General features: G+C 71.5%; 23 protein-coding genes and 1 pseudogene. 16 read left to right on the top strand and 8 right to left on the bottom strand.

The features are described from left to right. Positions 1 to 69 precede the first annotated feature (69 nt). From ACFULQ_RS12160 to ACFULQ_RS12130, 7 genes and pseudogenes are all read left to right on the top strand, one after another. Positions 70 to 729, top strand: a complete 660-nt coding sequence (locus ACFULQ_RS12160) for a hypothetical protein (protein WP_383541756.1) — start codon at positions 70 to 72, stop codon at positions 727 to 729. After that, positions 716 to 1,516 (top strand): annotated as a pseudogene (locus ACFULQ_RS12155) (class F sortase); the annotation flags it as partial. The gene ACFULQ_RS12160 and the pseudogene ACFULQ_RS12155, both read left to right, overlap by 14 nt. Before the next feature lie 486 nt (positions 1,517 to 2,002). Continuing rightward, on the top strand, positions 2,003 to 3,334 hold the full coding sequence (locus ACFULQ_RS12150) for an ABC transporter ATP-binding protein (protein WP_383541753.1): 1,332 nt from the start codon (positions 2,003 to 2,005) through the stop codon (positions 3,332 to 3,334). A gap of 100 nt (positions 3,335 to 3,434) precedes the next feature. Continuing rightward, complete coding sequence (locus ACFULQ_RS12145) at positions 3,435 to 3,911, top strand: DUF3574 domain-containing protein (RefSeq protein ID WP_383541909.1); 477 nt, start codon at positions 3,435 to 3,437, stop codon at positions 3,909 to 3,911. 209 nt (positions 3,912 to 4,120) lie between these two features. Further along, a complete protein-coding gene (locus ACFULQ_RS12140) occupies positions 4,121 to 5,509 on the top strand; it encodes an aldehyde dehydrogenase family protein (RefSeq protein WP_383541750.1) in 1,389 nt (462 codons plus the stop codon). Positions 5,510 to 5,519: 10 nt separating this feature from the next. Further along, positions 5,520 to 6,599 carry a Zn-dependent alcohol dehydrogenase gene (locus ACFULQ_RS12135; protein WP_383541748.1) on the top strand — a complete coding sequence of 360 codons (1,080 nt, stop codon included), beginning with the start codon at positions 5,520 to 5,522 and terminating at the stop codon, positions 6,597 to 6,599. A 128-nt stretch (positions 6,600 to 6,727) separates the two neighbouring features. Further along, a complete protein-coding gene (locus ACFULQ_RS12130) occupies positions 6,728 to 8,056 on the top strand; it encodes an MFS transporter (protein ID WP_383541745.1) in 1,329 nt (442 codons plus the stop codon). Here the strand turns inward: ACFULQ_RS12130 and ACFULQ_RS12125 are convergent. From ACFULQ_RS12125 to ACFULQ_RS12115, 3 genes are all read right to left on the bottom strand, one after another. Further along, a complete protein-coding gene (locus ACFULQ_RS12125; RefSeq protein WP_383541906.1) occupies positions 8,042 to 8,983 on the bottom strand; it encodes a DMT family transporter in 942 nt (313 codons plus the stop codon). The genes ACFULQ_RS12130 and ACFULQ_RS12125 overlap by 15 nt on opposite strands. Positions 8,984 to 9,128: 145 nt before the next feature. Beyond that, a complete protein-coding gene (locus ACFULQ_RS12120) occupies positions 9,129 to 9,836 on the bottom strand; it encodes an ArsR/SmtB family transcription factor (RefSeq protein WP_383541743.1) in 708 nt (235 codons plus the stop codon). Between the two features lie 46 nt (positions 9,837 to 9,882). Continuing rightward, the gene (locus ACFULQ_RS12115; RefSeq protein ID WP_383541741.1) at positions 9,883 to 10,524 is read right to left on the bottom strand and encodes a TetR/AcrR family transcriptional regulator; all 642 of its coding nucleotides are present in this window, start codon (positions 10,522 to 10,524) and stop codon (positions 9,883 to 9,885) included. Between the two features lie 77 nt (positions 10,525 to 10,601). On the opposite strand from ACFULQ_RS12115, the gene ACFULQ_RS12110 reads away from it, so the two are divergent. The 3 genes from ACFULQ_RS12110 to ACFULQ_RS12100 all read left to right on the top strand — a co-directional run bounded on the left by ACFULQ_RS12110 (position 10,602) and on the right by ACFULQ_RS12100 (position 12,872). Continuing rightward, positions 10,602 to 11,756 carry an acyl-CoA dehydrogenase family protein gene (locus ACFULQ_RS12110; protein WP_383541738.1) on the top strand — a complete coding sequence of 385 codons (1,155 nt, stop codon included), beginning with the start codon at positions 10,602 to 10,604 and terminating at the stop codon, positions 11,754 to 11,756. A 59-nt stretch (positions 11,757 to 11,815) separates the two neighbouring features. Next, a complete protein-coding gene (locus ACFULQ_RS12105) occupies positions 11,816 to 12,103 on the top strand; it encodes a YiaA/YiaB family inner membrane protein (protein ID WP_330267970.1) in 288 nt (95 codons plus the stop codon). Between the two features lie 142 nt (positions 12,104 to 12,245). Continuing rightward, positions 12,246 to 12,872: a TetR/AcrR family transcriptional regulator gene (locus ACFULQ_RS12100; protein WP_383541734.1), complete on the top strand. Its 627-nt coding sequence runs from the start codon at positions 12,246 to 12,248 to the stop codon at positions 12,870 to 12,872. Positions 12,873 to 12,896: 24 nt separating this feature from the next. On the opposite strand, the gene ACFULQ_RS12095 is transcribed toward ACFULQ_RS12100, so the two are convergent. Further along, on the bottom strand, positions 12,897 to 13,358 hold the full coding sequence (locus tag ACFULQ_RS12095) for a MaoC family dehydratase (RefSeq protein ID WP_062241742.1): 462 nt from the start codon (positions 13,356 to 13,358) through the stop codon (positions 12,897 to 12,899). A gap of 108 nt (positions 13,359 to 13,466) precedes the next feature. Here ACFULQ_RS12095 and soxR point away from each other — a divergent pair, with 108 nt between their 5' ends. Continuing rightward, positions 13,467 to 13,979, top strand: coding sequence for a redox-sensitive transcriptional activator SoxR (gene soxR / locus ACFULQ_RS12090; protein ID WP_383541732.1), 513 nt, complete (start codon positions 13,467 to 13,469; stop codon positions 13,977 to 13,979). 193 nt (positions 13,980 to 14,172) lie between these two features. Then, entirely contained in the window at positions 14,173 to 14,904 is a 732-nt protein-coding gene (locus ACFULQ_RS12085; protein ID WP_383541729.1) for a hypothetical protein, read from the top strand. Here ACFULQ_RS12085 and ACFULQ_RS12080 read toward each other — a convergent pair. Then, entirely contained in the window at positions 14,850 to 15,578 is a 729-nt protein-coding gene (locus ACFULQ_RS12080; RefSeq protein WP_383541726.1) for a 3-keto-5-aminohexanoate cleavage protein, read from the bottom strand. The genes ACFULQ_RS12085 and ACFULQ_RS12080 overlap by 55 nt on opposite strands. A gap of 116 nt (positions 15,579 to 15,694) precedes the next feature. Further along, positions 15,695 to 16,297: a hypothetical protein gene (locus tag ACFULQ_RS12075; RefSeq protein WP_383541723.1), complete on the bottom strand. Its 603-nt coding sequence runs from the start codon at positions 16,295 to 16,297 to the stop codon at positions 15,695 to 15,697. Between the two features lie 221 nt (positions 16,298 to 16,518). On the opposite strand from ACFULQ_RS12075, the gene ACFULQ_RS12070 reads away from it, so the two are divergent. Beyond that, positions 16,519 to 19,299 carry a penicillin acylase family protein gene (locus ACFULQ_RS12070; protein ID WP_383541721.1) on the top strand — a complete coding sequence of 927 codons (2,781 nt, stop codon included), beginning with the start codon at positions 16,519 to 16,521 and terminating at the stop codon, positions 19,297 to 19,299. A gap of 32 nt (positions 19,300 to 19,331) precedes the next feature. Here the strand turns inward: ACFULQ_RS12070 and ACFULQ_RS12065 are convergent, their stop codons facing one another. Then, the gene (locus ACFULQ_RS12065; protein ID WP_383541718.1) at positions 19,332 to 20,648 is read right to left on the bottom strand and encodes a serine-threonine protein kinase; all 1,317 of its coding nucleotides are present in this window, start codon (positions 20,646 to 20,648) and stop codon (positions 19,332 to 19,334) included. Positions 20,649 to 20,877: 229 nt separating this feature from the next. On the opposite strand from ACFULQ_RS12065, the gene ACFULQ_RS12060 reads away from it, so the two are divergent. Genes ACFULQ_RS12060 through ACFULQ_RS12050 form a run of 3 tightly spaced genes read left to right on the top strand, consistent with a single transcriptional unit; the run spans position 20,878 to position 23,923 of the window. Further along, on the top strand, positions 20,878 to 21,639 hold the full coding sequence (locus tag ACFULQ_RS12060; protein ID WP_383541715.1) for an SDR family oxidoreductase: 762 nt from the start codon (positions 20,878 to 20,880) through the stop codon (positions 21,637 to 21,639). Further along, positions 21,636 to 23,303, top strand: a complete 1,668-nt coding sequence (locus tag ACFULQ_RS12055) for a class I adenylate-forming enzyme family protein (protein WP_383541713.1) — start codon at positions 21,636 to 21,638, stop codon at positions 23,301 to 23,303. The genes ACFULQ_RS12060 and ACFULQ_RS12055 overlap by 4 nt, the downstream gene beginning before the upstream one ends. Before the next feature lie 26 nt (positions 23,304 to 23,329). Further along, positions 23,330 to 23,923, top strand: a complete 594-nt coding sequence (locus tag ACFULQ_RS12050) for a TetR/AcrR family transcriptional regulator (RefSeq protein ID WP_383541710.1) — start codon at positions 23,330 to 23,332, stop codon at positions 23,921 to 23,923. Between the two features lie 7 nt (positions 23,924 to 23,930). Here ACFULQ_RS12050 and ACFULQ_RS12045 read toward each other — a convergent pair whose 3' ends face one another. Further along, positions 23,931 to 25,145 (bottom strand): acyl-CoA dehydrogenase, encoded by a 1,215-nt coding sequence (locus tag ACFULQ_RS12045; RefSeq protein WP_383541708.1) that lies wholly within the window; start codon positions 25,143 to 25,145, stop codon positions 23,931 to 23,933. Between the last annotated feature and the right edge of the window lie 4 nt (positions 25,146 to 25,149).

Here is a 25,149-nt window from a genome sequence, read left to right as displayed (position 1 = left end):
GCACATATGAAGGAGAGTCCTCCCGAAAGAACGATTTGTATGAAAATCGTCTGAATCGGAGGAGCGCGCATGCCCAGCCTGACACTCCCACATGGTCTCCGCGCCCGCGCGGGTGCCACTGTCGTCCTCACCGCCCTCGCCGCGTCCGGCGCCTCATGGGTGATGGCGCCGACCGCGTCGGCCGCAGGTGAGAACGGCGACATCAGGATCCACCGCGTGGGCGTGCCCTACGGCGTCTCGAAGGACGACCCCAGGGTCTGCAAGTTCTACCTGGATGCCGTCAACTTCGACTCTCTCACCACCATCGCCTACACCATCACGCCGCAGCCTCCGCTGGCCTCGGCAGCGGTGGTGACCGGTGCCGTCCAGCTCGCCGGGGGTGCCGGCCACACCGACCCGCTGGGGGTGGCGGACGGACAGTACAAGGTCTCGTGGACCGTGACGGGTGTCACCAAGGACAAGATCTTCCGCGTCAACTGCCGCGACGAGAAGCGGGACGGGGGGCGTCGTCCGGGCGACCAGATCGAGGACCAGCAGCAGGCTGGCGGGGGTTGGGGGCAGAACGACCCCAACGGCCCGAAGGGCGGTGTGCACGCGGGCGGTGGCGGTCTGGTCGACACCGCGGCCGCGTACGCGCCGGTGGCGGGCGCCGCGGCGGTCGGGCTGGTGGCGGTCGGCGGCGTCGCGTACTTCCGGCAGAACCGCCGTCGGCCCCATGGCGCCGCGTAGGCGCAGACGCAGGCCCTGGTACCGGACCCGCGCCTACCGTCTCACCAGGACGGCTCTGCTCACGGTCGTCCTGGTGACGACGGGGGTGCGGTGCACGGCCGACGACGGGCCCACCCTGCCGGACCCGGTGGCGGCCGCGGGGCCGGACGCGGACGCGGGTGTGGCCGGTGGGTCGGATGCGGAGGTGGCGGCCGGCTCGGATGCGGAGGTGGCCGGTGGGGCGGGGGCGAAGGCGGCTGTCGGGTCGACCCCGTCCGCTGGCCGCCCGCCGCGGAGCACACCATCGCGCACGCGCACGCGCACGCTCACGTCCCCGCCCCGCCCGCTGCCCCGGTCCCGGCCGACGTCCTTGCGCATTCCGTCCCTGGGCATCGACGCCCCGATCATCGCCCTGGGGCTCATCAAGGGCCGGGAACTGGCGACGCCACCGGTCGACAAGCCGAAGCTGGTGGGCTGGTACCGGGGTGGCCCGACGCCCGGCGAGTCCGGCACGGCGATCGCCGTGGGCCACCGGGACACGATGACGGGCCCCGCCGTCTTCGCCGGGCTCGCCCAGGTGAAGCCGGGCAAGGTGATCGAGGCGCGGCGCGCGGACGGCCGTACCGCCGTGTACGCCGTGGACCGGGTGAAGATCTTCGACAAGGCGGGCTTCCCCGACAAGGAGGTCTACGGCCCGTCCCGGCGCCCCGAACTCCGCGTGATCACCTGCGGCGGCCTCTTCACCAGACGAACGGGCTACACCAGCAACGTCGTCGTCTTCGCCCACCTGGTCCGAACCCGCGAGCCCCAGCCCCGCTCGACCGTGACCTCCGGTCCCCAGAGTCCCGGCTCCCGTAGTCCGGAGCTCCAGACCCCCGAGCCGCGGAATCGCGGGCCTCAGTCTCCGGGGCCCCAGACACCCGGGCCGCAGACTCCAGAGCCTCAAACCCCCGGGCCGCAGACACCCGCGTCCCAGGCCCCCGTGCCTCCGGCCCCCGAACCCCAGGCCCGCGAGCCCTAACGCACGGGCCGCAGACTCCGGAGCCCCGGCCCCCGGGTTCGAGAGCCCCGAGCTCGAGAGCCCGGGGCTCCCACCCATAGAGGATCACAACCGCTCGCTGAATCTGATCGTCCGCTTTCTCATTGACTGGACGGGAACGCCGGATCCCGCCCAGTCTCTTCCCCCCGCCGGGTGCATTCCGTTAACTTCCGTGACGCACAGCCCCGTGCGAGTCGGCCGGGGTCATTCGATCGCGGAGCACCAACGCCTGAATCAGCCCCCGGGGGCACTGCCATGACACGCGCCATCTCCCTGCACGACGTGAGCAAGACCTACACCCGAGGCACCCGGGTGGTGGACCGTCTCTCGCTGGACGTCGCGCCCGGCGAGTTCCTCGTCCTGCTCGGCCCCTCCGGTTGCGGCAAGTCCACCGTGCTGCGCATGATCGCCGGCCTGGAGGAGATCACCGAGGGCGAGCTCAGGCTCGACGGCGAGTACGCCAACGACCTCGGGCCCGCCGAGCGGCGCATGGCCATGGTGTTCCAGAACTTCGCCCTCTACCCGACCATGACGAGCCGCGCCAACATCGGCTTCCCGCTCCGCATCGAGGCCCCCGGAGAGGACCCGAGCGCCCGCGTGGACGCCACCGCCCGCATGCTCGGCATCGAGGACCTCCTCGACCGCTACCCGGGCCAGCTCTCCGGCGGTGAACGCCAGCGCGTGGCGATGGGCCGGGCCATCTCCCGCCACCCCTCCGCCTTCCTGATGGACGAACCGCTGTCCAACCTCGACGCCAAGCTCCGCAACCACCTGCGCGCCGAGATAGCGAGCCTCACCCGCGAGCTGGGTGTCACCACGGTCTACGTCACCCACGACCAGGCCGAGGCCATGTCGCTCGGCGACCGGGTCGCCGTCCTGCGCGGCGGCGTCCTCCAGCAGGTCGGCTCCCCGCGCTCGGTGTACGCCCTGCCCCGCAACGTCTTCGTGGCCGCCTTCATCGGCACCCCGCGCATCAACCTCCTGCGCGGCCTGGTCCGGGCCCCGCTGGACGGCGCCATGACCATCAGCCTCGGCAAGCAGTACCTGCGCCTGCCCGAACCGCTGTCCCTGGACCACCAGTTGCTCCGCGTGCAGCAGGGACGCGAGGTGATCGTGGGTCTGCGCTCGGAGGCCATCCGCATCGCCCACCCCGCCTCCGCCCGCCCGGGCGAGATGCCGATCACCGGCCTGGTGGAGCACGTGGAGTTCCAGGGGCACGAGATCCTCGTGCACTTCAACACCGGCTCCCGCCCGGCCGTCGTCCCCGACCTGGAGGCCGCCCGCCCCGCCGCGCGCCCTGCCGTCCGGCGCCGCCGCGACGGCAGGGTCCTGGACCGCCTCAGAGAACGCGCGGGCTCTCTGCGAGCAGGCCCGGTCGTGGTCCTGGAGGACGCTCCGGACCCCGAGCCCGCCCCGGCCGACCCCCGCCTCCCCGGCGACCTGGTCGTCCGCACCACCCCGGACATCGACCTCCGCCGCGGCATGCAGGTCCCCCTCCTCGTCGACATCTCCCACCTGTTCGTCTTCGACCAGCACGGCGAACGCATCTGCCCGTCCCCGGACCACCTGCCGGACCTGGACGAGTGAACTGCACGCGCGTCGACGGGACTTGGTGCCGGGCGCCCGCTAGGCAGAACCCATGGAACCGCACCGCACCCGCAGCACGGGACCGCACCACACCCGCACCATGGCACAGCACCACACCCGCACCGGAGAACCGCACCGCACCCGCACCAGGTCCACCCTGACCGTCGCCGCCCTCCTGATCGCCGCCGCCGCACCCACCGCCCACGCCGGCCTCGCCGAGGCCGACAACGCGGCGCCGGAGCGAGGGGCGCCGTACATCGAGACGCAGTTGTTCTTCGGCACCGAGCGCCCCGACGGCGGGCCGGCCGTCACCGACGCTCAGTTCACGGCCTTCGTCGACACGGAGGTCACCCCGGAGTTCCCCGACGGGCTCACCGTGCAGAACGGGCGCGGGCAGTGGCGGGACGTGAGCGGGGAAATCGAGAAAGAGCGGTCGTACGAGCTGATCCTGCTGTATCCGGTGGCGCGGGCCGCGCAGAGCGACCGGAGGATCGAGGAGATCCGGCGGGCGTACGAGAAGGCGTTCGGGCAGGAGGCCGTGGCGAGGGTGGACGAGCGAGCCCGCGTCGACTTCTGAGGTCCCTGGAAGGTCCGGTTGTGATGTCCCTGGAAGGTCCGGTTGTGATGTCCCTGGAAGGTCCGGTTGTGATGTTCGTCGGCAGCCCGGCCCCGCCCTGGCGCCGAAAAACTATCGCCGCTAGTTTGTGAGCCGGACTTCGTCAGGCACTTTGGCAGCTGGACTTTGTGATCCGGACGACGACACGGCCCAGCCCGGGAGGACGCACCATGAAGGCGCACGACGGCATGTACATCGACGGCGAGTGGCGACCGGCCACCGGCCCGGACGTGATCGAGGTCGTGAATCCGGCCGACGAACAGGTCGTCGGACGGGTCCCGGCGGGCACCGCCGAGGACGTCGACCTCGCCGTACGGGCCGCCCGCGCCGCCCTCCCGGCCTGGGCCGCGACCCCTCCGGCCGAGCGGGCCGCCCGGCTGGCCGCCCTCCGGGACGTGCTGGCCGCCCGCAAGGACGAGATCGCCGAGACGGTGACCGCCGAACTCGGCTCGCCCCTGAAGTTCTCGCAGAACGTGCACGCGGCCGTCCCCGTCGCGGTCGCCGGCTCCTACGCCGAGCTGGCCGCGACCCACCCCTTCGAGGAGAAGGTCGGCAACTCCACCGTCCACCAGGAGCCGGTCGGTGTGGTGGCCGCGATCACCCCCTGGAACTACCCGCTGCACCAGATCGTCGCCAAGGTCGCCCCGGCGCTCGCCGCGGGCTGCACGGTCGTCCTCAAGCCCGCCGAGGACACCCCGCTGGTCGCCCAGCTCTTCGCCGAGGCCGTCCATGAGGCGGGCGTCCCGGCCGGTGTCTTCAACCTCGTCACCGGCCTCGGCCCGGTCGCCGGCCAGGCCCTCGCCGAGCACCCGGACGTCGACCTGGTGTCCTTCACCGGCTCCACCGCGGTCGGGCGGCAGATCGGCGCGACCGCGGGTGCCGCGCTGAAGAAGGTCGCCCTGGAGCTCGGCGGCAAGTCCGCCAACGTCATCCTGCCCAGCGCCGACCTCGCCAAGGCGGTCAACGTCGGCGTCGCCAACGTGATGTCCAACTCCGGCCAGACGTGCAGCGCCTGGACCCGGATGCTGGTCCACCGGGACCAGTACGACGAGGCGGTCGAGCTCGCCGCCGCCGCTGCCGCGAAGTACGGCGAGCGCATCGGCCCCGTCGTCAACGCCAAGCAGCAGGCACGGGTGCGCGGTTACATCGAGAAGGGCGTGGCGGAGGGGGCCCGGCTGGTCGCCGGTGGTCCCGAATCCCCGCGCGAGCAGGGCTACTTCGTCGCGCCGACCGTCTTCGCCGACGTGACGCCCGAGATGACCATCGCCCAGGAGGAGATCTTCGGCCCGGTCCTGTCGATCCTGCGCTACGAGGACGAGGAGGACGCCCTGCGCATCGCCAACGGCACGGTCTACGGCCTCGCGGGCGCCGTCTGGGCCGGCGAGGAGCCGGAGGCGGTGGCCTTCGCCCGCCGGATGGACACCGGGCAGGTCGACATCAACGGCGGCCGCTTCAACCCCCTTGCCCCGTTCGGCGGTTACAAGCAGTCCGGCGTGGGCCGCGAGCTCGGCTCGCACGGTCTCGCCGAGTACCTCCAGACCAAGTCCCTTCAGTTCTAGGAGCCTTCCCGTGGTTCGTGCCGCCGTCCTTCCCGCCGTGGGCGCTCCCCTGGAGGTCACCGACATCGACCTCCCGGACCCCGGCCCCGGTCAGGTCCGGGTCCGGCTCGCCGCCGCCGGGGTCTGCCACTCCGACCTGTCCCTGTCCAACGGCACCATGCGTGTCCCCGTCCCGGCCGTCCTGGGCCACGAGGGCGCGGGCACGGTCGTCGCCGTGGGGGAGGGGGTCACCGGGGTGCTGCCCGGCGCCGGAGTCGTCCTCAACTGGGCCCCCTCCTGCGGCAGTTGTCACACCTGCTCGCTCGGCGAGGTCTGGCTGTGCGCCAACGCCCTCAACGGCGCCGCCGACGTCTACGCCCGCACCGCCGACGGCACCGACCTCCACCCCGGCCTGAACGTCGCCGCGTTCGCCGAGGAGACGGTCGTCCCCGCCTCCTGTCTGCTGCCCCTCCCCGACGGCATCCCGCTCACCGACGCGGCCCTCCTCGGCTGCGCGGTCCTCACCGGCTACGGCGCCGTCCACCACTCGGCGCGGGTCCGCGGGGGCGAGACGGTCGCGGTGTACGGCGTCGGGGGAGTGGGCCTGGCCGCGCTCCAGGCGGCCCGGATCGCGGGCGCGTCGAAGATCGTCGCGGTCGATGTCTCCCCGGAGAAGGAGGAGTTGGCCCGCGCCGCCGGAGCCACCGACTACGTGATCGCCGCCGAGAACACCGCCCGCGAGATCCGGGGCCTCACCGGCAGGCAGGGCGTCGACGTCGCCGTCGAGTGCGTCGGCCGCGCCTCGACCATCCGCACCGCCTGGGACTCCACCCGCCGCGGTGGCCGTACGACGGTCGTCGGCATCGGCGGCAAGGACCAGCAGGTCACCTTCAACGCCCTGGAGATCTTCCACTGGGGCCGCACCCTCGCGGGCTGTGTCTACGGCGACTCCAACCCCGCCGAGGACCTCCCGGTGCTGGCCGAGCACGTCCGGGCGGGCCGCCTCGACCTCGGGATGCTGGTGACCGAGCGGATCGCGCTGGACGGGATCCCGGCGGCCTTCGACAACATGCTGGCCGGCAAGGGCGGCAGGGCATTGGTGGTGTTCTGACCCGCGGGTTGCCCGGGGCCCCTCTCGGGTGCTTCGGGCAACCTTCCCGCACACCCGTTGACCCCATACCGTCCGGTCAGTATGTTCAGCCGCCAACGTCCCCACGCACCCATCGGAGTGTGCACTGCATGGACACGGCCCCTTCCGCTCAGCCCACGTCCGTCACCGCGCCGGCGACTCCCCACCGCCGTCGCGTCGCCACCGCGGCCGCGCTCGCCTCCGCCGTCGAGTGGTACGACTACTTCGTCTTCGGCATAGCCGCCGCCCTGGTCCTGGGCGATCTCTACTTCCCGGCCGGTGACTCCACCGCCGGCGTCCTCGCCGCCTTCGCCACCTTCGCCGTCGGCTTCCTCGCCCGCCCGATCGGCGGCATCGTCGCCGGCCAGCTCGGCGACAAGCGCGGCCGCAAGCCCATGCTGGTCCTCGCGCTCACCCTCATGGGCCTCGCCACCACGGGCATCGGCCTCCTGCCGACCTACGACACGATCGGCGTCGCCGCCCCGATCCTGCTCGTCCTCCTGCGCGTCGTGCAGGGCGTCGCGGTCGGCGCGCAGTGGGGCGGCGCGATGCTGCTGGCCACCGAGTACGCCCCCGAGGGCAAGCGCGGCCTCTACGGCAGTGTCGTCCAACTCGGTGTCCCCATCGGCGTGGTGACCGCCAACACGGTCTTCCTGCTGGCCGGGGCGTTCACCTCGGACAGCGCCTTCGCGGCCTGGGGCTGGCGGATCCCGTTCCTGATCGGCCTGTTCGTCCTCGCGCTCGCCTGGTACATCCACACCAAGGTCGAGGAGACCCCCGCATTCCGGCAGGCGGAGCGGGAGTTGGCCGAGAAGGAGAAGACCGAGCAGAACTCCCCGCTGCGCACGATCCTGCGCCACCATCTCGGCACGGTCCTGCTGGCCGGTGGCTCCTTCGCCGTGAACACCGCGACCTTCTACATCCTGATCACCGGAGTCCTCGACTACACGACCCGCGAGCTCGGCATGAAGAAGAGCGCGGTCCTGATGGTCTCGCTCTGCGTCAGCCTCACCCAGCTGGTGCTGATCCCGGCCGCCGCCGCGCTCTCCGACCGCCTCGGCCGCATCCGGATCTACGCCCTCGGCGCGGCCGGCATCGCCCTGTGGGCCGTACCGATGTTCCTGCTCATCGACACCGGATCTCTGCTGTGGCTGGCGGTCGGCACCTTCGTCGCCGGATGCTTCCTGAGCATCATGTACGGCCCTCAAGCCGCCCTGTTCGCCGAGCTGTTCACCCCGGAGATGCGCTACACCGGGGCTTCGCTCGGCTACCAGATCGCCGCCGTGCTCGGCGGTGGGCTCGCGCCCTTCCTCATGGTGCTGCTGCTGGAGGCCACGGGGACGTCGATGGCGGTGTCCGGATACATCATCGGGCTCTCGGTGATCGCGCTCCTGTGCATCAAGGTCCTTGCGGGCAGGGCCCGTTCACGCGGGATCTGAGGCCTTCTCGGGCCGCGGTTCCGGTGCCGTCACCGGGACCGCGGCCGTTCGCGCGCGGGAGCGCGACCGCGACACCGCGACGCCCGCCAGGCACAGCGCCCCGCCCGCGAGGGTGAGCAGCCCCGGCACCTCGCCGAGCGCCAGCCAGGACATCAGGACGACCAGGGCGGGCACGGCGTACGTGGTCGCGCCCATGCGGCTGGCCGTCGTACGGGCGAGGGCGTAGGCCCAGGTGGTGAAGGCCAGGGCGGTCGGGAAGACGCCCAGGTAGACCATGTTGAGGGTCGTGGAGGCCGGGGCGTCGGCCGCCTCCGACACCAGCTGCCCGGCGAAGGGCAGGCAGGCGACGGCTCCGACCAGGCAGCCGAAGGTCGTGACCTGCAAGGGGCTCGCCGACCCGAGGGCGGGCTTCTGGGCGACGACTCCGCCGGCGTAGGCGATCGCCGCGAGCAGGCACAGGACCACGCCGAGCACCGAGGAGCCGCCGTCGTCCGACATCGACAGGCCCACGGTGACCGCGCCCGCGAAGGACACCGCCATGCCGGCCAGCAGGCGGGGCGGCATCGCGTCCCCGAGGAGACGGGCGCCGAGCAAAGCGATCAGGATCGGGCCGATGTTCACCACCAGCGCCGCGGTGCCGGCGTCGACCTGCTGTTCGCCCCAGTTCAGGACGACCATGTAGAAGCCGAACCAGAGGACGCCGGAGATCGCGATGCCGCGCCAGGCTTCGCGCGGGGGGCGTCCTTCTCGCCGTATGAGACAGATCGCGCCCAGGGCGAGTGCGCCGGAGAGGAGGCGGCCGAGGGCCAGGGCGCCGGGGGAGTAGGCCTCGCCCGCGCTGCGGATGGAGACGAAGGCGGAGGCCCAGAGGATCACGGTCACCGTGGCTGCGGCGGCGGCGAGGAGGTCGGTGCGGCGGGGGTTCATCATGCTCCTGAGGGTAGGAAGGTGCGTGTGCGGAAGCTCGCGGATTTCGGACGGGTGCGTTGCCGTCTGCGGGTTCGTCGTGGCTGGTCGCGCCCCGCGGCGGAGCCGCACATCGGACACAGTCCCGCGCCCCTATAGGGCGCGTTCAACGCAATGTGGATTCATCGATTCCCAAGAGCTCCTTCAGCGCCTGTTCGCCTGTTGCCGTCACCTTCACCGCTCGTTCCGAGCCGATACGGATGCACCAGCCCTCTGTGAGGGCGTGGTGGCACAGTGCCGCTCCCGCGACCCCCGCCAGATGCGGGCGGCGTTCCGTCCAGTCGAGGCAGGCTCGGGCCAAGGGGCGGCGGCCGGTGCGGTGGAGAGGGATGCCGTTGGCCTCGAACCACCTGAGGCCGGCCTCCGTGAGGGCGAAACTGGTGTCCTGGCTGAGTAGTTGACGGTATGTCAGGGCGTCCGTCACCGCGATGCCCACGCGTCCCGCCAAGTGGTCGTAGCACGTGCGCCCCCTCGCCATCGCCGAGCCCGCGCTCGACTCCCGCAGGCTCCGCGGGGGTTGGACGGTGTCCGGGGAGATCTGGGCCGCCAGGTCCTCCACCAGGTGGGCCACCCTCGCGTCGGCCAGGCGTACGTACCGGTGGCGGCCCTGGCGCTCCTGCGTCAGCAGACCGCCCGCGACCAGCTTGCCGAGGTGCTCGCTGACGGTCGACGCGGCGACGCCCGCGCGGCGGGCCAGCTCGCCCGCCGTCCAGGCCCGGCCGTCCAGCAGGGCCAGCAGACAGGCGGCCCGGGTCTCGTCGGCGATGAGGGCGGCGAGCCTCGCCAGCTGGGGTGCCTGCGGGTCCTTGGACATGCGTCCAGCATGCGGGAGGGATGCTTCGGCGCCCACCGAAATATGGCTACACGGGGCGTCCGACCTGCTCGTATTGCTGTGCGAGACCGTCCAGCAGGGCCCCCAGACCCGTCTCGAAGGCCCGCTCGTCGATCTTCTCCTGCTGTTCGGCGAGGAGGTGGGCCTGACCGAGGTGGGGATAGTCGGCCGGGTCGTACGCGCTCGCGTCGTCGACGAAGCCGCCCGCGAAGGAGCCGAGCGCCGAGCCCATGATGAAGTAGCGCATCAGCGCGCCGATGGAGGTGGCCTGCGCCGGGGGCCAGCCCGCGTGGACCATCGCGCCGTAGACCGCGTCGGCGAGCCGGAGCCCCGCGGGGCGGCGGCCGGGGCCCTGGGCCAGGACCGGCACGATGTTCGGGTGGTCGCGCAGGGCCGCGCGGTAGGAGACGGCCCAGTCGTGCAGCGCGGTCCGCCACGGGCGGCCGTCCTCGAACATCGACAGGTCGACCTGGGCGCTGACCGAGTCGGCGACCGCCTCCAGGATCTCGTCCTTGGTGCGGAAGTGGTTGTAGAGGGACGGGCCGCTGACCCCGAGCTCCGCGGCGAGTCGGCGCGTGGACAGGCCCGCCAGGCCCTCCGAGTCCACGAGCGCGCGGGCCGTCTCGACGATCCGGTCGGTGCTGAGGAGGGGCTTGCGCGGTCGGGCCATGGCGCACATAGTAGGGCTGCGCATGGCAAACTAGCAGTGCTAATTTAACGTCGTAACTCTCTTAGTGGGGTGATCCCGTGGTCGACCTGGGGCTCAGCGAGGAGCAGACCGCCGTCCGGCGGCTGGCGCGGGACTTCGTGGACCGTGAGATCGCTCCCCATGTCGTGGCCTGGGACCGCGCCGAGGAAGTGGACCGTTCGATCGTCAAGAAACTCGGTGAGGTGGGGTTCCTCGGGCTGACGATCGACGAGGAGTACGGCGGCTCGGGCGGCGACCATCTCGCGTACTGCCTGGTCACCGAGGAGCTCGGGCGGGGTGACTCCTCGGTGCGCGGGATCGTGTCCGTGTCGCTGGGGCTGGTGGCCAAGACGATCGCGGCCTGGGGGAGCGAGGAGCAGAAGCGGCGCTGGCTGCCCGGGCTCACCTCCGGGGAGTACGTGGGCTGCTTCGGTCTCACCGAGCCGGGGACCGGCTCCGACGCGGGCAACCTCGCCACGCGTGCGGTGCGGGACGGCGACGAGTACGTCATCGACGGCACCAAGATGTTCATCACGAACGGCACGTGGGCCGACGTGGTGCTGCTGTTCGCCCGCTCGACGGACGCGCCCGGGCACCAGGGCGTCTCCGCGTTCCTCGTGCCCACCGACAGCCCCGGTCTGACCCGCCGGACCGTCCACGGCAAGCTCGGTCTGCGCGGGCAGGCGACCGCCGAGCTGGTCCTGGAGGGGGTGCGGGTGCCGGCCTCCGCGATGCTGGCTCCCGAGGGCAAGGGGTTCTCCGTCGCCATGTCCGCGCTGGCCAAGGGGCGGATGTCGGTGGCGGCGGGGTGCGTGGGCATCGCGCAGGCCGCGCTGGACGCGGCCGTCCGGTACGCCGGTGAGCGCGAGCAGTTCGGCAAGCCGATCGCGGGGCACCAGCTGGTCCAGGAGCTGATCAGCGACATCGCCGTCGACGTGGACGCGGCGCGGCTGCTGACCTGGCGGGTGGCCGATCTGATCGACCGTGGGCTGCCCTTCGCCGTGGAGTCCTCCAAGGCCAAGCTCTTCGCCTCGGAGGCGGCGGTGCGAGCCGCGAACAACGCGCTCCAGGTCTTCGGCGGTTACGGCTACATCGACGAGTACCCGGCGGGGAAACTGCTGCGGGACGCGCGCGTGATGACCCTCTACGAGGGCACGAGTCAGATCCAGAAGCTGGTGATCGGGCGGGCGTTGACGGGTGTGTCGGCGTTCTGAGTACGGTCTGAGTACCCGAGCGGATGTGGCCGGGGCCACGGACGGCCGAGACTCTGGCCATGAGTGACACACCGGTCAAGCAGCAGAACACGGCGGCCTTCTACGGACAGGCCGTCGCCTCCTTCGCCGTGGCCATGGCCGCCACCGCGATCGGCATCTTCCGGCTGAACGCCGACGCCTGGGTGCGCGGCTTCCTCGCCATCGCCGTCCTGTACCTCGTCACCTCGGCCTTCACCCTGGCCAAGGTCATCCGCGACCGCCAGGAGGCCGGCCAGATCGTCAGCCGGGTCGACCAGGCCCGCCTGGAGAAGCTCCTCGCCGAGCACGACCCCTTCGAGAAGCTCTGAGGCACCCACCCCTTCGAGACGCTCTGAGGCACCCCACCCTGTCTGCCCTGCCCGCCGTTCCCCGCGCCTGAGCGGGGACGCTAAGCGGTTGCTCAGGTTCGGCGGTATGGTGGGGGCTCTGACAGTGGGAGAGGGGCGTGCGATGAGTACGGCGGAGGAGACGGCCGGCGGCGAGACGTCGGCGTGGGGTGAGGTCACGCCCGACGCGGCACGGCGGCTGCTCATCGCCGCCGTGGAGGCGTTCGCCGAGCGCGGCTACCACGCCACCACGACCCGCGACATCGCGGGCCGGGCCGGAATGAGCCCCGCCGCGCTCTACATCCACTACAAGACCAAGGAAGAGCTGCTCCACCGCATCAGCCGGATCGGCCACACCAAGGCCCTGGAGATCCTCCAGGTCGCGGCCCGCCGTGAGGGCACCGCCACCGAGCGGCTCACCGACGCCGTGAGCTCCTTCGTCCGCTGGCACGCGGGCGGCCGCACCACCGCCCGGGTCGTCCAGTACGAACTCGACTCCCTCGGCCCCGACGCCCGCGCCGAGATCCTCGACCTGCGCCGCCAGTGCGACGCCGTGGTGCGCGGCATCATCGAGGACGGCATCGCCTCCGGCGAGTTCGACGTCCTCGACGTCAAGGGCACCACCCTCGCCGTGATGTCGCTGTGCGTCGACGTGGCCCGCTGGTTCAACATCGACGGCCCCTGGACGCCCGACGAGATCGGCGCGCTCGACGCCGACCTCGTGCTGCGCATGGTGGGCGCGGCGAAGTAGCCGCTCGGAGGTGGTGGCGGGAGATCAGAGGTAGTAGCGGGAGACCGACTCCGCCACGCACACAGGCTTGTCCCCGCCCTCGCGCTCCACACTGAAGGCGACGGTGACCTGCACGCCGCCCGCCACGTCGTCGACGCCGGTGATCCGCGCGGTGGCGCGCAGCCGGGAGCCGACGGGGACCGGCGCCGGGAAACGGACCTTGTTCGTGCCGTAGTTGACGCCCATCTTCACGCCCTCGACCTTGATCAGCTGAGGTCCGAAGAGCGGCAGCAGGGAGAGCGTGAGATAGCCGTGCGCGATGGTCGTGCCGAAGGGGCCCGCGGCGGCCTTCTCCGGGTCGACGTGGATCCACTGGTGGTCGCCGGTGGCCTCGGCGAACAGGTCGATGCGCTTCTGGTCGACCTCCAGCCAGTCGGTGTACCCGAGCTCCTCGCCCACCGCCGCCTTCAGGTCGTCCGCGCCCGTGAAGATCCTCGGCTCTGCCATGTCCCGGCCTCCTTGCCGCATGTGTTTCTAAGCGACTGCTTAGCATGGTCGGCCGGAGAGCCCCTGTCAACGGACCGCGAGGGTGACGACATCGGTAGGGTTCGAGGGGTGCCCCAGATTCCCGAGAAGATCCACGAACTCACGGTCGGCCAGCTCGCCGCCCGCAGCGGCGCCGCCGTCTCCGCCCTGCACTTCTACGAGTCCAAGGGCCTGATCAGCAGCCGCCGCACCACCGGCAACCAGCGCCGCTACTCCCGGGACGCGCTGCGCCGGGTCGCCTTCGTGCGGGCCGCGCAGCGGGTCGGCATCCCGCTGGCCACGATCCGCGAGGCCCTCCTGGAACTCCCCGAGGAACGCACCCCCACCCGTGAGGACTGGGCACGGCTCTCCGAGGCCTGGCGCTCCGAACTCGACGAGCGCATCCGGCAGTTGAACCGCCTGCGCGACCACCTCACCGACTGCATCGGCTGCGGCTGCCTCTCCCTGGACACCTGCGTCCTGTCCAACCCGGACGACGTCTTCGGCGACCGCCACACGGGGTCGCGCCTGCTGGTGGAGCAGGGCGGGGGACGGCAGCGGAACGGGGGCGGCGAGCGGCAGACGCGAGAATCGTCCGAGTAGTCGGCGGGGGGCGCGTCATGGGGCCGGACGCCTCATGCAACCGGACGCCTCATGGAGCCGGGGGCCTCATGGAGCCGGGGGCCGGATCGCGCCGGTCCGGAAACCCGCTGGCCGCCCCTCCCCGCCCCTGGTAGCGTCGCGATCTTCGGCCGGTGGCAGCACCGTGCGCGGAGTCCTGACGGGATCAACTCCCATGACGTCACCGGCCCTTGACGCGGCCCTCGCCGACATCGAGACGGTCTTCAACGGCTTCACCAGCCCGGCCGAGCGGGCCTGCGGGCTCTGCCACCTGCCGGAGGAGGCCGCGTACCTGCGCACGCCGAACACCCGGATCCCCGTCGACGTGCTGCGGATGTACACCTTCGAGGTGTCCGACCACTTCGACGACCACGCGGCCGCGATGCGCCGACTGCTGCCGCAGGGCGCGCGGGCGCTGGTCCTGGGGGAGATGGAGCCCATCGGCCTCGGCTTTCACGGGCTCGCCGTGGTCGACTGGCGCGCCTGGCCCGCCGAGCAGTCCGCCGCCGTGGAGGCGTTCGTGCTGGCCTGGTGGCAGGAGGTCCTCGCGGCGCCGAGCCCGCCGTACTGGATCGTCGAGATCTTCGAACTGTGCGTCTCGATCCTGCGCTCGGTCACCCCGCTGCTCGACCGCTGGCACGCGAGCCCGGTCGCCGACGGGCATCTCGCCGAGTGCGTCGACTGGTGGCTGGAGAAACTCCTCGTCGACGACTCGCCGTTCCACTGGTTCCTCCACGGCGACGAGGCCGCCACAGCCGATCTGCGGGCCTGGCTCTCCCGGCACGCCCCCGACCGACTGCTCGCCCGGGACGAGCCCCACCTCGCGATCCGCGCGGAACTCCTCGGCCTGCCCTACGACGAGCGGTGGGCGCATCCGTACTGGGCCAGTGCCCCGGCGATCAACTGAGCGTTGGACAGCGCCCGTTGCCCGTCCGGCAGGACCAGCGTGTCCTCCAGGCCCATCCGGGTCGCCAGGCCCAGCCGCCCGGCCAGCCGCAGCACCGGCCAGGCGCCGCCGTCCTCGCCGTGCAGCAGCACCGGGCGGCCGTGGGCCGGGCCCAGGTCGGCGAGCAGGGCGCGTGCCGTGGCCTCCGCGGTGTCCGGTGCCGTGTCCGTCACCTCCGCGAGCACCCGCAGCACCCTCGGTCCGAGCGGTGAGCTCGCGAACCGGGCCGCCGCGTCCGTGCCCGACCAGATGCCGGCCTCCACGCCGACCCCCAGGTCGAGCAGCGCCGCGGCCAGCGACTCGGCGCCCGGCTCGTGCCAGTTCACCGAGGCGTGGTCGGGCAGCACGGTCCAGCCGCGGACACGGGCGAGCCGGGCCTCGGGGTCCGGTTCGGCCCAGGCGCCGGTGGTCACGCCCACCGGGACGGACACCCGCGACCTGATCGCCTCCAGCGTCGCCGCCACCACGCGCGGCGACAGACTGTCCTGCCCGCACGGCGTCTTGGGGTGGACATGGATGTCCGTGGCGCCCGCCGCCACGGCCTCGGCCGCCGACTCGGCCAGCGCCGAGGGCGTCAGCGGAACCGCGGTCCCGTCGGCCGCTCCGCGCGGACCGTTCAGACACACCTGCACCATCACTCGATGATGCCAGCCGGCCCTGACAGCTCGATGATGCCGGCCGGTCCTGACAGTTCGACTCCGGCAAAACAGGGGGTGCGGCATCCCCGGCGCACCCCCAGCGCGCACCTGCTCTAGGCCGACACCAGCAGCCGTCCGCGCCTGGCGTCCGCCAGGGCCTCGGGAGTGAGCACGGGCCGCGGCACCAGGATTCCGCAGTCCGCGCAGACCGGACCGGTCGAGGGTTCGTGGTCCAGGTCGTACTTCCAGACGAGCCGCTCCCCGTCGCACACCGGGCACACCGCGCCCGGCTCGCGCTCCAGCGCGGAGATCAGCCGGCGCAGCACCTCGGCCAGCGGTTCATGGGGGTGGACCCGGGGGTCGTCGCACCACGCGACACCGAACCCGCCCCAGGTCAGCCGGTGCCAGTCGTCCACACTGCCCGGCCTGCGCAACCCGTCGTGCTTCTCCTTCTTGCGTCGCTCGGCGAACTCGACCTCATAGGCCAGCCAGACCGAACGCGCCTCCTCCAACTCCTCCAGTGCGGCCACGAGCCGCGCTGGGTCGGGGGAGCGGTCCTCGGGACCGAAACCCGCCCGGGAGCACAAATGGTCCCAGGTCGCCCTGTGCCCGTAAGGAGCGAACCGCTCAAGGCACTTGCGCAGTGAGTAGCGCCGAAGCGCCAGATCGCACCGCGGATCTCGCACCTGTCTCGCCAGACTCCGGAAACCGGCCATCGCCCTGCACCTCCGTCACACCTGCACCTGTACTTCGGTCACTTCGGCGTCGTCGTTCGGACGTCGCCGAATAGACGTATCGACAAGCGATTTGGCTCCATCCGATTTCCGATGCCCTCCATAAGCCCACGCACCCCTGCCAAAACTTGACGCATGTTCATCTTCAATCCCGGGGATACCGGCGGTAACGTCCCCGCACATCCTCGTCGGTTGGAGCTGCCATGCCACGGCGTAACTCGCGCACCCTCCTTGACAGACTGAGAACTCCCGGCAGACTCTCCGGGTTCCTGAAGTCGGCTTCCATATGCGTCCTGGTTGCGGGTCTTTTGTCCCCGCTGGCGCAGACGACCGCCACCGCGGCGGCTCCCAACGACTACTGCGGCGGCCAGTGCTCGGACATCCTGCCGCCCGGCGAGAACGGCAACGCGACCCTCGCGCAGATCCTCCTCAACCAGGCCTTCGGCAGCCAGCCCGACCACGCCGAGGACCAGCTCGGCCCCTACGCCAACCTGGCCAAGGGCTACCCCACGCTCACCAACTCCACCATCAACACGTTCTTCAACGACGCCTCCTTCGGGGTCGCCTCCGACCAGGTCGCCTCCACGCTCAGCCCCGCCGGCCGCACCGACGTGACGATCGTCCGTGACAAGAAGACCGGTGTGCCGCACATCACCGGTACCACCAGATACGGCACCGAGTTCGGGGCGGGCTATGCGGCCGCCCAGGACCGGCTGTGGCTCATGGACGTCTTCCGGCACGTGGGCCGCGGCCAGCTGACCGGCTTCGCGGGCGGGGCGGCCTCCAACCAGGGCCTGGAACAGCAGTTCTGGCGCAACGCCCCCTACAGCGAGGCCGACCTCCAGGCCCAGATCGACAACGCCGTCGCCACCAACGGCGCCCGCGGCCAGCAGGCCCTCGCCGACGCCAACGCCTACCTCGCCGGCATCAACGCCTACATCGACGCCTCCGACAGCGGCCGCTACTTCCCCGGCGAGTACGTCCTGACCGGGCACAAGGACTCCATCACCAACGCCGGCACCATCGACCACTTCAAGCTCACCGACCTGGTCGCGCTGGCCTCCGTCATCGGCGCCCTGTTCGGCTCCGGAGGCGGCGGCGAGGTCAACAACGCGATCTCGCTGCTGGCCGCCCAGCAGCAGTACGGCGTGACGAAGGGCACCGAGGTCTGGGAGTCCTTCCGCGAGCGCAACGACCCCGAGGCCGTCCTCACCGTCCACAACGGCGAGAGCTTCCCGTACGCCACCAAGCCCGCCGACCCGCAGGGCGAGGCACTGCCGGACTCCGGTTCGGTGACCACCGAGCCGCTGGTCTACGACGCCACGGGCACCGGCGCCGACCAGAGCGCGAGCGCGGCCTCCGCCACGGCCACCGCGAACGCCCTCACCTCCGCCAAGCGCGGCATGTCCAACGCCCTGGTGGTGAGCGGGAAGTACACGGCCAGCGGCCACCCGGTCGCCGTCTTCGGGCCCCAGACCGGCTACTTCGCCCCCCAGCTCCTGATGCTCCAGGAGATCCAGGGCCCGGGCATCAGCGCCCGCGGGGCCTCCTTCGCCGGTCTGAGCATGTACGTCGAACTCGGCCGCGGCCAGGACTACTCCTGGTCCGCCACCACCTCCGGCCAGGACATCATCGACACCTACGCCGTCGAACTGTGCCAGGACGACTACCACTACCTGTACCACGGCACCTGCACGGCCATGGACAAGATCGAGCAGAAGAACTCCTGGACCCCGACCACGGCCGACGGCACCGCCGCGGGGTCGTACACGATGAGGGTCTGGCGCACGAAGTACGGCCCCGTCGAATACCGGGCGACCGTCGGCGGCAAGAGGGTCGCCTACACCACCCTGCGCTCCTCCTACATGCACGAGGCCGACTCGATCATCGGCTTCCAGATGCTGAACGACCCGGACTACGTCAAGAGCCCGCAAACCTTCCAGAGCGCGGTGCAGCACATCAACTACACCTTCAACTGGTTCTACGCCGACTCCGCGCACACCGCGTACTACAACAGCGGCGACAACCCGGTGCGCGCGAGCGGCGTCGACGCCGAGTTCCCGGTGTGGGCGCAGACGGCGTACGAGTGGCGGAACTGGAACCCGACCACCAACACCGCCGACTACACCCCGGCCTCCGCGCACCCCAACTCCATCGACCAGGACTACTACATCTCCTGGAACAACAAGCAGGCCAAGGACTACACGACCGCGCCCTGGGGCGACGGGTCCGTGCACCGCGGCAACCTGCTGGAGGACCGGGTCAGGAAACTCGTCGCCGCGGGCGGGGTCACCAGGGCCTCGCTGGTGAAGGCCATGGCCGACGCGTCCCTGGCCGACCTGCGCGCCGAGGACGTCCTGCCCGACCTGCTGAAGGTGATCAACAGCTCCACGGTCACCGACTCCACGGCGGCGGCCGCGGTGACCAAGCTCCAGACGTGGCTGACAGCGGGCGGCAAGCGCACCGAGACCTCGGCCGGCTCGAAGAAGTACGCCGACGCCGACGCGATCCGCATCCTGGACGCGTGGTGGCCCCTGCTCGCCAAGGGCATCTTCGAACCGGGCCTCGGCACCGCCCTGTACACCGCCTTCCAGGCCAACCTGCCCGTCGACGAGTCCCCGTCGGCCGCGCACGGCCCCACCGGCGCCCACGCGGGCAGCTCCTTCCAGTACGGCTGGTGGAGCTACGTCGACAAGGACGTCCGCGCGGTGCTCGGTGAGAGCGTGCAGGGCCCGCTGGCCGACAAGTACTGCGGTGGCGGCAGCCTCAGCGCCTGCCGGGACATCCTCATCAGCACCCTGAAGACCGCGGCCGGCAAGACGGCGGCCCAGGTGTACCCGGGCGACAGCCTGTGCTCGGCGGGCGACCAGTGGTGCGCCGACTCGATCGTGCAGCGCACCCTGGGCGGCATCAAGCACTACAACATCAGCTGGCAGAACCGTCCGACCTTCCAGCAGGTGGTGGAGTTCACCTCGCACCGGTAACAGACGCGAGGAGCAGGGCTGTTGGCGGCGGGTCAGTGGATACGGCCCGCCGCCAGCACCAGTCGGGCCAGCTCCCGGTGGCAGATGTCGCTGTGCGCGCCCGAGGGCGGCCCGCCCTGCCTGACCACGGCCGCCACGTCGACGTTCACACAGCCCTTCGCGGGCAGCTGGGTGACGAGGGCGTCGGCGAGCTTCAGGGCCTTCGTGCCCGGCACCGCCTGCACCCCGTCGTGGCCCATCGCGCCCCACTTGGCGCCCAGCATCCGGCCGATGTCGAAGGCCGCGACCCCCTGCGCGTCCCCCGCCATGCGGGAGGCCAGCGGATACAGGGTGCCCAGCGCCGAGTCATGGCTGGAGTAGCAGCACACCAGCGGCCCGTCGACGCGGTTCTGCTGCCCCTGCAGCACCCCTCCCGCGCGCGTGTCGTGCGGCAGCCGGGCCGCGAACGCGTAGTGGGAGAAGGCCCCTTGGAGCAGGGTGACCGACTTGACCGTGTGCACTCCCTCCGGCAGCCCGCGCAACGCGAACGACACCAGCCGCCCGCCGAAGCTGTGCCCCACCAGATGCACCCGCACCCCGGGCGCCCGCTCGGCGAGCTGCCCGATCACCCGGCCGAGCCCGCGCTCACCGACCGTGCCCGCGCGCCGCTTCATCGCGTAGTACGTCCCCTGCCGCAGCAGTTCGTGCGCCCCGTCCCACGGATTGGGAATCGCGAACTCCCGCGCCCCGTCGGGGCCTTCGAGGTGCGCGATGGCCTGCGCGAACTCCTCGCACACGGTCGCCGTGGACCCGCCGAGGATCTCCGGCTCGTCCTGCGGCACCCCCTCGGCGAGCGTGTCCGCCGCGAACAGCGCCTGCGGCCCCGGCGGCACGACCTCCACCAGCAGCCGCACCAGCCGCCCGAACTCCTCCAACTCGGCCTCTTCACGGGGCTGTTGGTCCAGCATCCTGGCCAACCGGTCGATCACCGTGGCCCGGCCGGGAAAGGTCTCCAGGAGGGCGTGCCGGGTGTCCTTGTCGAGGACCGGGCGCGGCGGCATCTCGGCTGCCACGGCCCTCGGGAAGTCCGGGATCGGCTCGTCCGAGAACCGCATCGACGGCCATACGACCCCCACGTACCCGAGCTTCGCCGCCGGCGCGAGCTCCGGGAACGGGGCGAAGAAGTGGCTGTAGAGCCGGGTCGCCCCCGAGCGGTCGCTGTTCCAGCCGTGCGAGAAGACGACCAGGTCCTTGACGCCCCGGGCCACCACCTGCGCGAGCAGCCGGTCCCGCCGGCCGGTGTCCGGGTCGCCGTCCGCGTCGAACGTCAGCTCCCAGTACGGCGTCACACTCATCGCCGGATCCGCCATGACAGACCCCCTCGTCCCCCGTAGTGGTGCGCATCGTCCTACTACCGGGCGAAGTTGGCCATACGTCATGGCTCATCCGTAGAGGAGGTAATTCTTTCGAATCCGTCGCAACGCCCGCAGTTCGTCCTGCCGGCCGGCCGGCCCCCGCGGGGCGCTTCAGCCGCCCTTCCTTCCTACATACCGACCGGTTAGTCTGGGCTCGCAGTCGAGCCGCAGTCGAAGGAGACCGATGGTGGGAGCCTTGCAAGGTGCCGGAGTGGTTGTGACCGGGGCGGGGGGTGGCATCGGGGCTGCGCTTGCGCGGCGGTTCGCCGCGGAAGGGGCTCGGGTCGTCGTCAATGACCTGGATGCCGGGCGGGCCAAAGCAGTCGCCGAGGAGATCGGGGGGATTGCCCTGGCCGGCGATGCCTCCGCGGTCGTTCCCGACGCGCTGGACGCTCTCGGCGGCAGCGTCGACGTCTACTGCGCCAACGCCGGGGTCGCCTTCGGCGGGGACTCGCTCGACGAGAACGCCTGGGCCACCTCCTGGGACGTCAACGTCATGGCGCACGTCCGGGCCGCTCACGCGCTGCTGCCGGGGTGGCTGGAGCGGGGGAGCGGGCGGTTCGTGGCGACCGTGTCCGCCGCCGGGCTGCTGACCATGATCGGGGCGGCTCCCTACGCCGTCACCAAGCACGGGGCGCTCGCCTTCGCCGAGTACCTGTCGCTGACGTACCGGCACCGCGGGATCAAGGTGCACGCGATCTGTCCGCAGGGCGTGCGGACCGACATGCTCGCCGCCACCGGAACCGCCGGGGACCTGGTGCTCAAGCCGACCGCCGTGGAGCCCGAGGACGTGGCCGAGGCGCTGTTCCGGGGGATCGAGGAGGACCGGTTCCTGATCCTTCCGCATCCGGAGGTCGCCGAGTACTACCAGGCGCGGGCCGCCGCGCCGGACCGGTGGCTGGCCGGGATGAACCACCTTCAGCAGAAGTGGGAGGACGTGCGATGACAGGCTCGCGGTACGCGGCCAAGCCCTGGCTCGGGCTGCTGAGCGAGGCCCAGCGCGCTCCGATCGCGCCCGACGACTCGCTGGTGCACGCCCTGCGGCGGGCCGTGGCCGAGGCGCCGGAGCGGCCCTTCCTCGCGTACTTCGACGGACGGCTGAGCTATCGCGAGGTCGACGAGCTCAGCGACTCGGTCGCGGGTCACCTCGCCGCTCGCGGGCTGGAGCGCGGGGATCGGGTGGCGATCCTGCTCCAGAACTCCCCGCTCTTCGTGCTCGCGCTGCTGGGCGCCTGGAAGGCGGGCGCGACCGTGGTGCCGGTCAACCCCATGTACAAGGCGGGGGAGGTCGGGCATGTGCTGCGGGACGGCGAGGTGGCCGCGCTGATCTGCTCCGACCGGGCCTGGGAGTCGTATCTGCGCGAGACGGCGGCCGGCTCGCCGGTGCGGATCGCGCTCACCGGGTGCGAGCTGGACTTCCAGACCCGCGGCGACGCGCGCGTGCTCGGTTTCGAGCGGCTGCCACAGGCCGAGGACGCCGACGACCTGGTCACGGTCGCGCGGGCCGGGCACAAGGCGCCCGAGGGCCGGGACGTCACCCCCGGCGACATCGCGCTGATCAGCTACACCTCCGGCACCAGCGGCACCCCCAAGGGGGCCGTCAACACGCACGGCAACATCATGCACAACGCCGAGCGGCAGCGGACCGGGCTGCCGCTGCCCGAGGCGCCCGTGTACTACGCCCTGGCGCCGCTGTTCCACATCACCGGCATGGTCTGCCAGCTCGGGGCGTGTCTGAACAGCGTGGGCACGCTCGTGCTGACGTACCGCTTCGAGGCGGGCGTGGTGCTGGAGGCCTTCGCCGAGCACCGGCCGCACTACACCGTCGGCCCGTCGACCGCGTTCATGGCGCTGGCCGCCCACCCGGACGTGACCCGCGAGCACTTCTCGTCCTTCGTCAACATCTCCTCCGGCGGGGCCCCGCTGCCACCCGCCCTGGTCGAGAAGTTCCGGGCCGGCTTCGGGCCGTACATCCGCAACGGCTACGGGCTGACCGAGTGCACCGCGCCCTGCGCCTCCGTGCCGCCCCAGCTGGAGGCGCCCGTCGACCCGGTGTCCGGGACGCTCGCGGTGGGCGTGCCGGGGCCCGACACGGTCGTCCGCATCGTCGACGACCAGGGCGCCGAGGTGCCCTTCGGGGAGCAGGGCGAGATCGTCGTACGGGGACCGCAGGTCGTGCCCGGGTACTGGCGGCGGCCCGACGCCACCGCCGAGACCTTCCCGGACGGCGAGCTGCGCACCGGCGACATCGGGTTCATGGACCCGCAGGGGTGGCTGTACGTCGTCGACCGCAAGAAGGACATGATCAACGCGTCCGGCTTCAAGGTGTGGCCGCGCGAGGTCGAGGACGTGCTCTACACGCATCCGGCGGTGCGCGAGGCGGCCGTCGTCGGGGTGCCCGACGGGTACCGCGGGGAGACCGTCAAGGCGTACATCAGCCTCCGTCCGGGTGCCGAAACCGACCCCGATGCGCTCGCCGCCTACTGCAAGGAGAGACTGGCCGCCTACAAATACCCGCGGCAGGTGGAGATCCTGCCCGACTTGCCCAAGACGGCAAGTGGGAAGATCCTCCGTCGGGAACTGCGTTCCCCACCGCAAGGCAGTGAATGACCCCTAGGAAGGCAGGTGGCGGCACAGTGCCCAGGACGACGGACGGAGACGGTACGCCCGTCCCCCAGCGGCTGCTGGCCGCCGCCACCCGGCTCTTCGCCGAGCAGGGCTACGACCGCACCTCCGTGCAGGAGATCGTCGAGGCGGCCGGAGTCACCAAGGGGGCGCTGTACCACTACTTCGGCTCCAAGGACGACCTCCTGCACGAGGTGTACGCGCGCGTGCTGCGCGTCCAGCAGGAGCGGCTCGACGCGCTCGCGGGCACCGACGAGCCGATCGAGAAGCGGCTGCGGGCCGCCGCGGCCGACGTCGTGGTCACGACGATCGAGAACCTCGACGACGCGATGATCTTCTTCCGGTCCATGCACCACCTCAGCCCGGAGAAGAACAAGCAGGTGCGGGCCGAGCGGCGCAAGTACCACGAGCGGTTCCGCGCGCTGATCGAGGAGGGCCAGTCGGCGGGCGTCTTCGCCACGGCGACCCCGGCCGACCTGGTGGTGGACTACCACTTCGGGTCCGTCCACCACCTGTCCACCTGGTACCGCCCGGACGGACCGATGAGCCCGCAGCAGGTGGCCGACCATCTGGCCGACCTGCTGCTGCGGGCCCTGCGGCCCTAGCGGTCGGTCACAGGTACTTCTTCAGCTCCCGGCGCGCCAGCGACCGCTGGTGCACCTCGTCCGGGCCGTCCGCGATCATCAGGGTGCGGGCGCCGGCGTACAGCTCGGCCAGCGGGAAGTCCTGGCTGACACCGCCCGCGCCGTACAGCTGGATGGCCCGGTCGATGATGTCGACGACCGCGCGGGGCGTGGCGATCTTGATCGACTGGATCTCGGTGTGGGCGCCCCGGTTGCCGACCGTGTCCATCAGCCAGGCCGTCTTCAGGACCAGCAGCCGCAGCTGTTCCACGGTCACGCGCGCGTCGGCGATCCAGTTGTGGACCACACCCTGCTGGGCCAGCGCCTTGCCGAAGGCCGTCCGGGAGACGGCCCGGCGGCACATCAGCTCGATCGCCCGCTCCGCCATGCCGATCAGCCGCATGCAGTGGTGGATCCGGCCGGGGCCGAGGCGGGCCTGCGCGATGGCGAAGCCGCCGCCCTCCTCGCCGATGAGGTTCGACGCCGGCACGCGCGCGTGGTCGAAGATCACCTCGGCGTGGCCGCCGTGGTAGTGGTCCTCGTAGCCGAAGACCCGCATCGCCCGCTTGACGGTGACGCCGGGGGTGTCCCGGGGGACCAGGATCATGGACTGCTGGCGGCGGATGTCCGCGCCGTCCGGGTCGGTCTTGCCCATCACGATGAAGATCTTGCAGTCCGGGTTCATCGCCCCGGAGATGTACCACTTGCGGCCCGTGACGACGTAGTCGTCGCCGTCGCGCTGGATGTACGTGGTGATGTTGGTGGCGTCCGAGGAGGCCACCTCAGGCTCGGTCATCGCGAACGCCGAGCGGATCTCACCGGCGAGCAGCGGCTCCAGCCACTGCTTCTTCTGCCGCTCGTCGCCGAACTGGCTCAGCACCTCCATGTTGCCGGTGTCCGGCGCCGCGCAGTTCAGCGCGGTGGGCGCGAGCTGCGGGGAGCGGCCGGTGATCTCGGCGAGCGGCGCGTACTGGAGGTTGGTGAGGCCGGCGCCGTACTCGGCGTCGGGCAGGAAGAGGTTCCACAGGCCCTGCCTGCGCGCCTCCGCCTTCAGCTCCTCCACCACGGCCGGGGTGTCCCAGGGCGAGTCCAGCAGGGCGCGCTGCTCCTCCACGACGGCCTCGGCGGGGTAGACGTGCTCGTCCATGAAGGCGAGCAGCTTGGCGCGCAGCTCCTCGGTGCGTGCGTCGAACGCGAAGTCCATGCGG

It is taken from the genome of Streptomyces sp. NPDC057253, from assembly GCF_042669125.1.
Lineage (GTDB): Bacteria > Actinomycetota > Actinomycetes > Streptomycetales > Streptomycetaceae > Streptomyces.
This window is presented reverse-complemented; position numbering and strand designations above follow the sequence as displayed.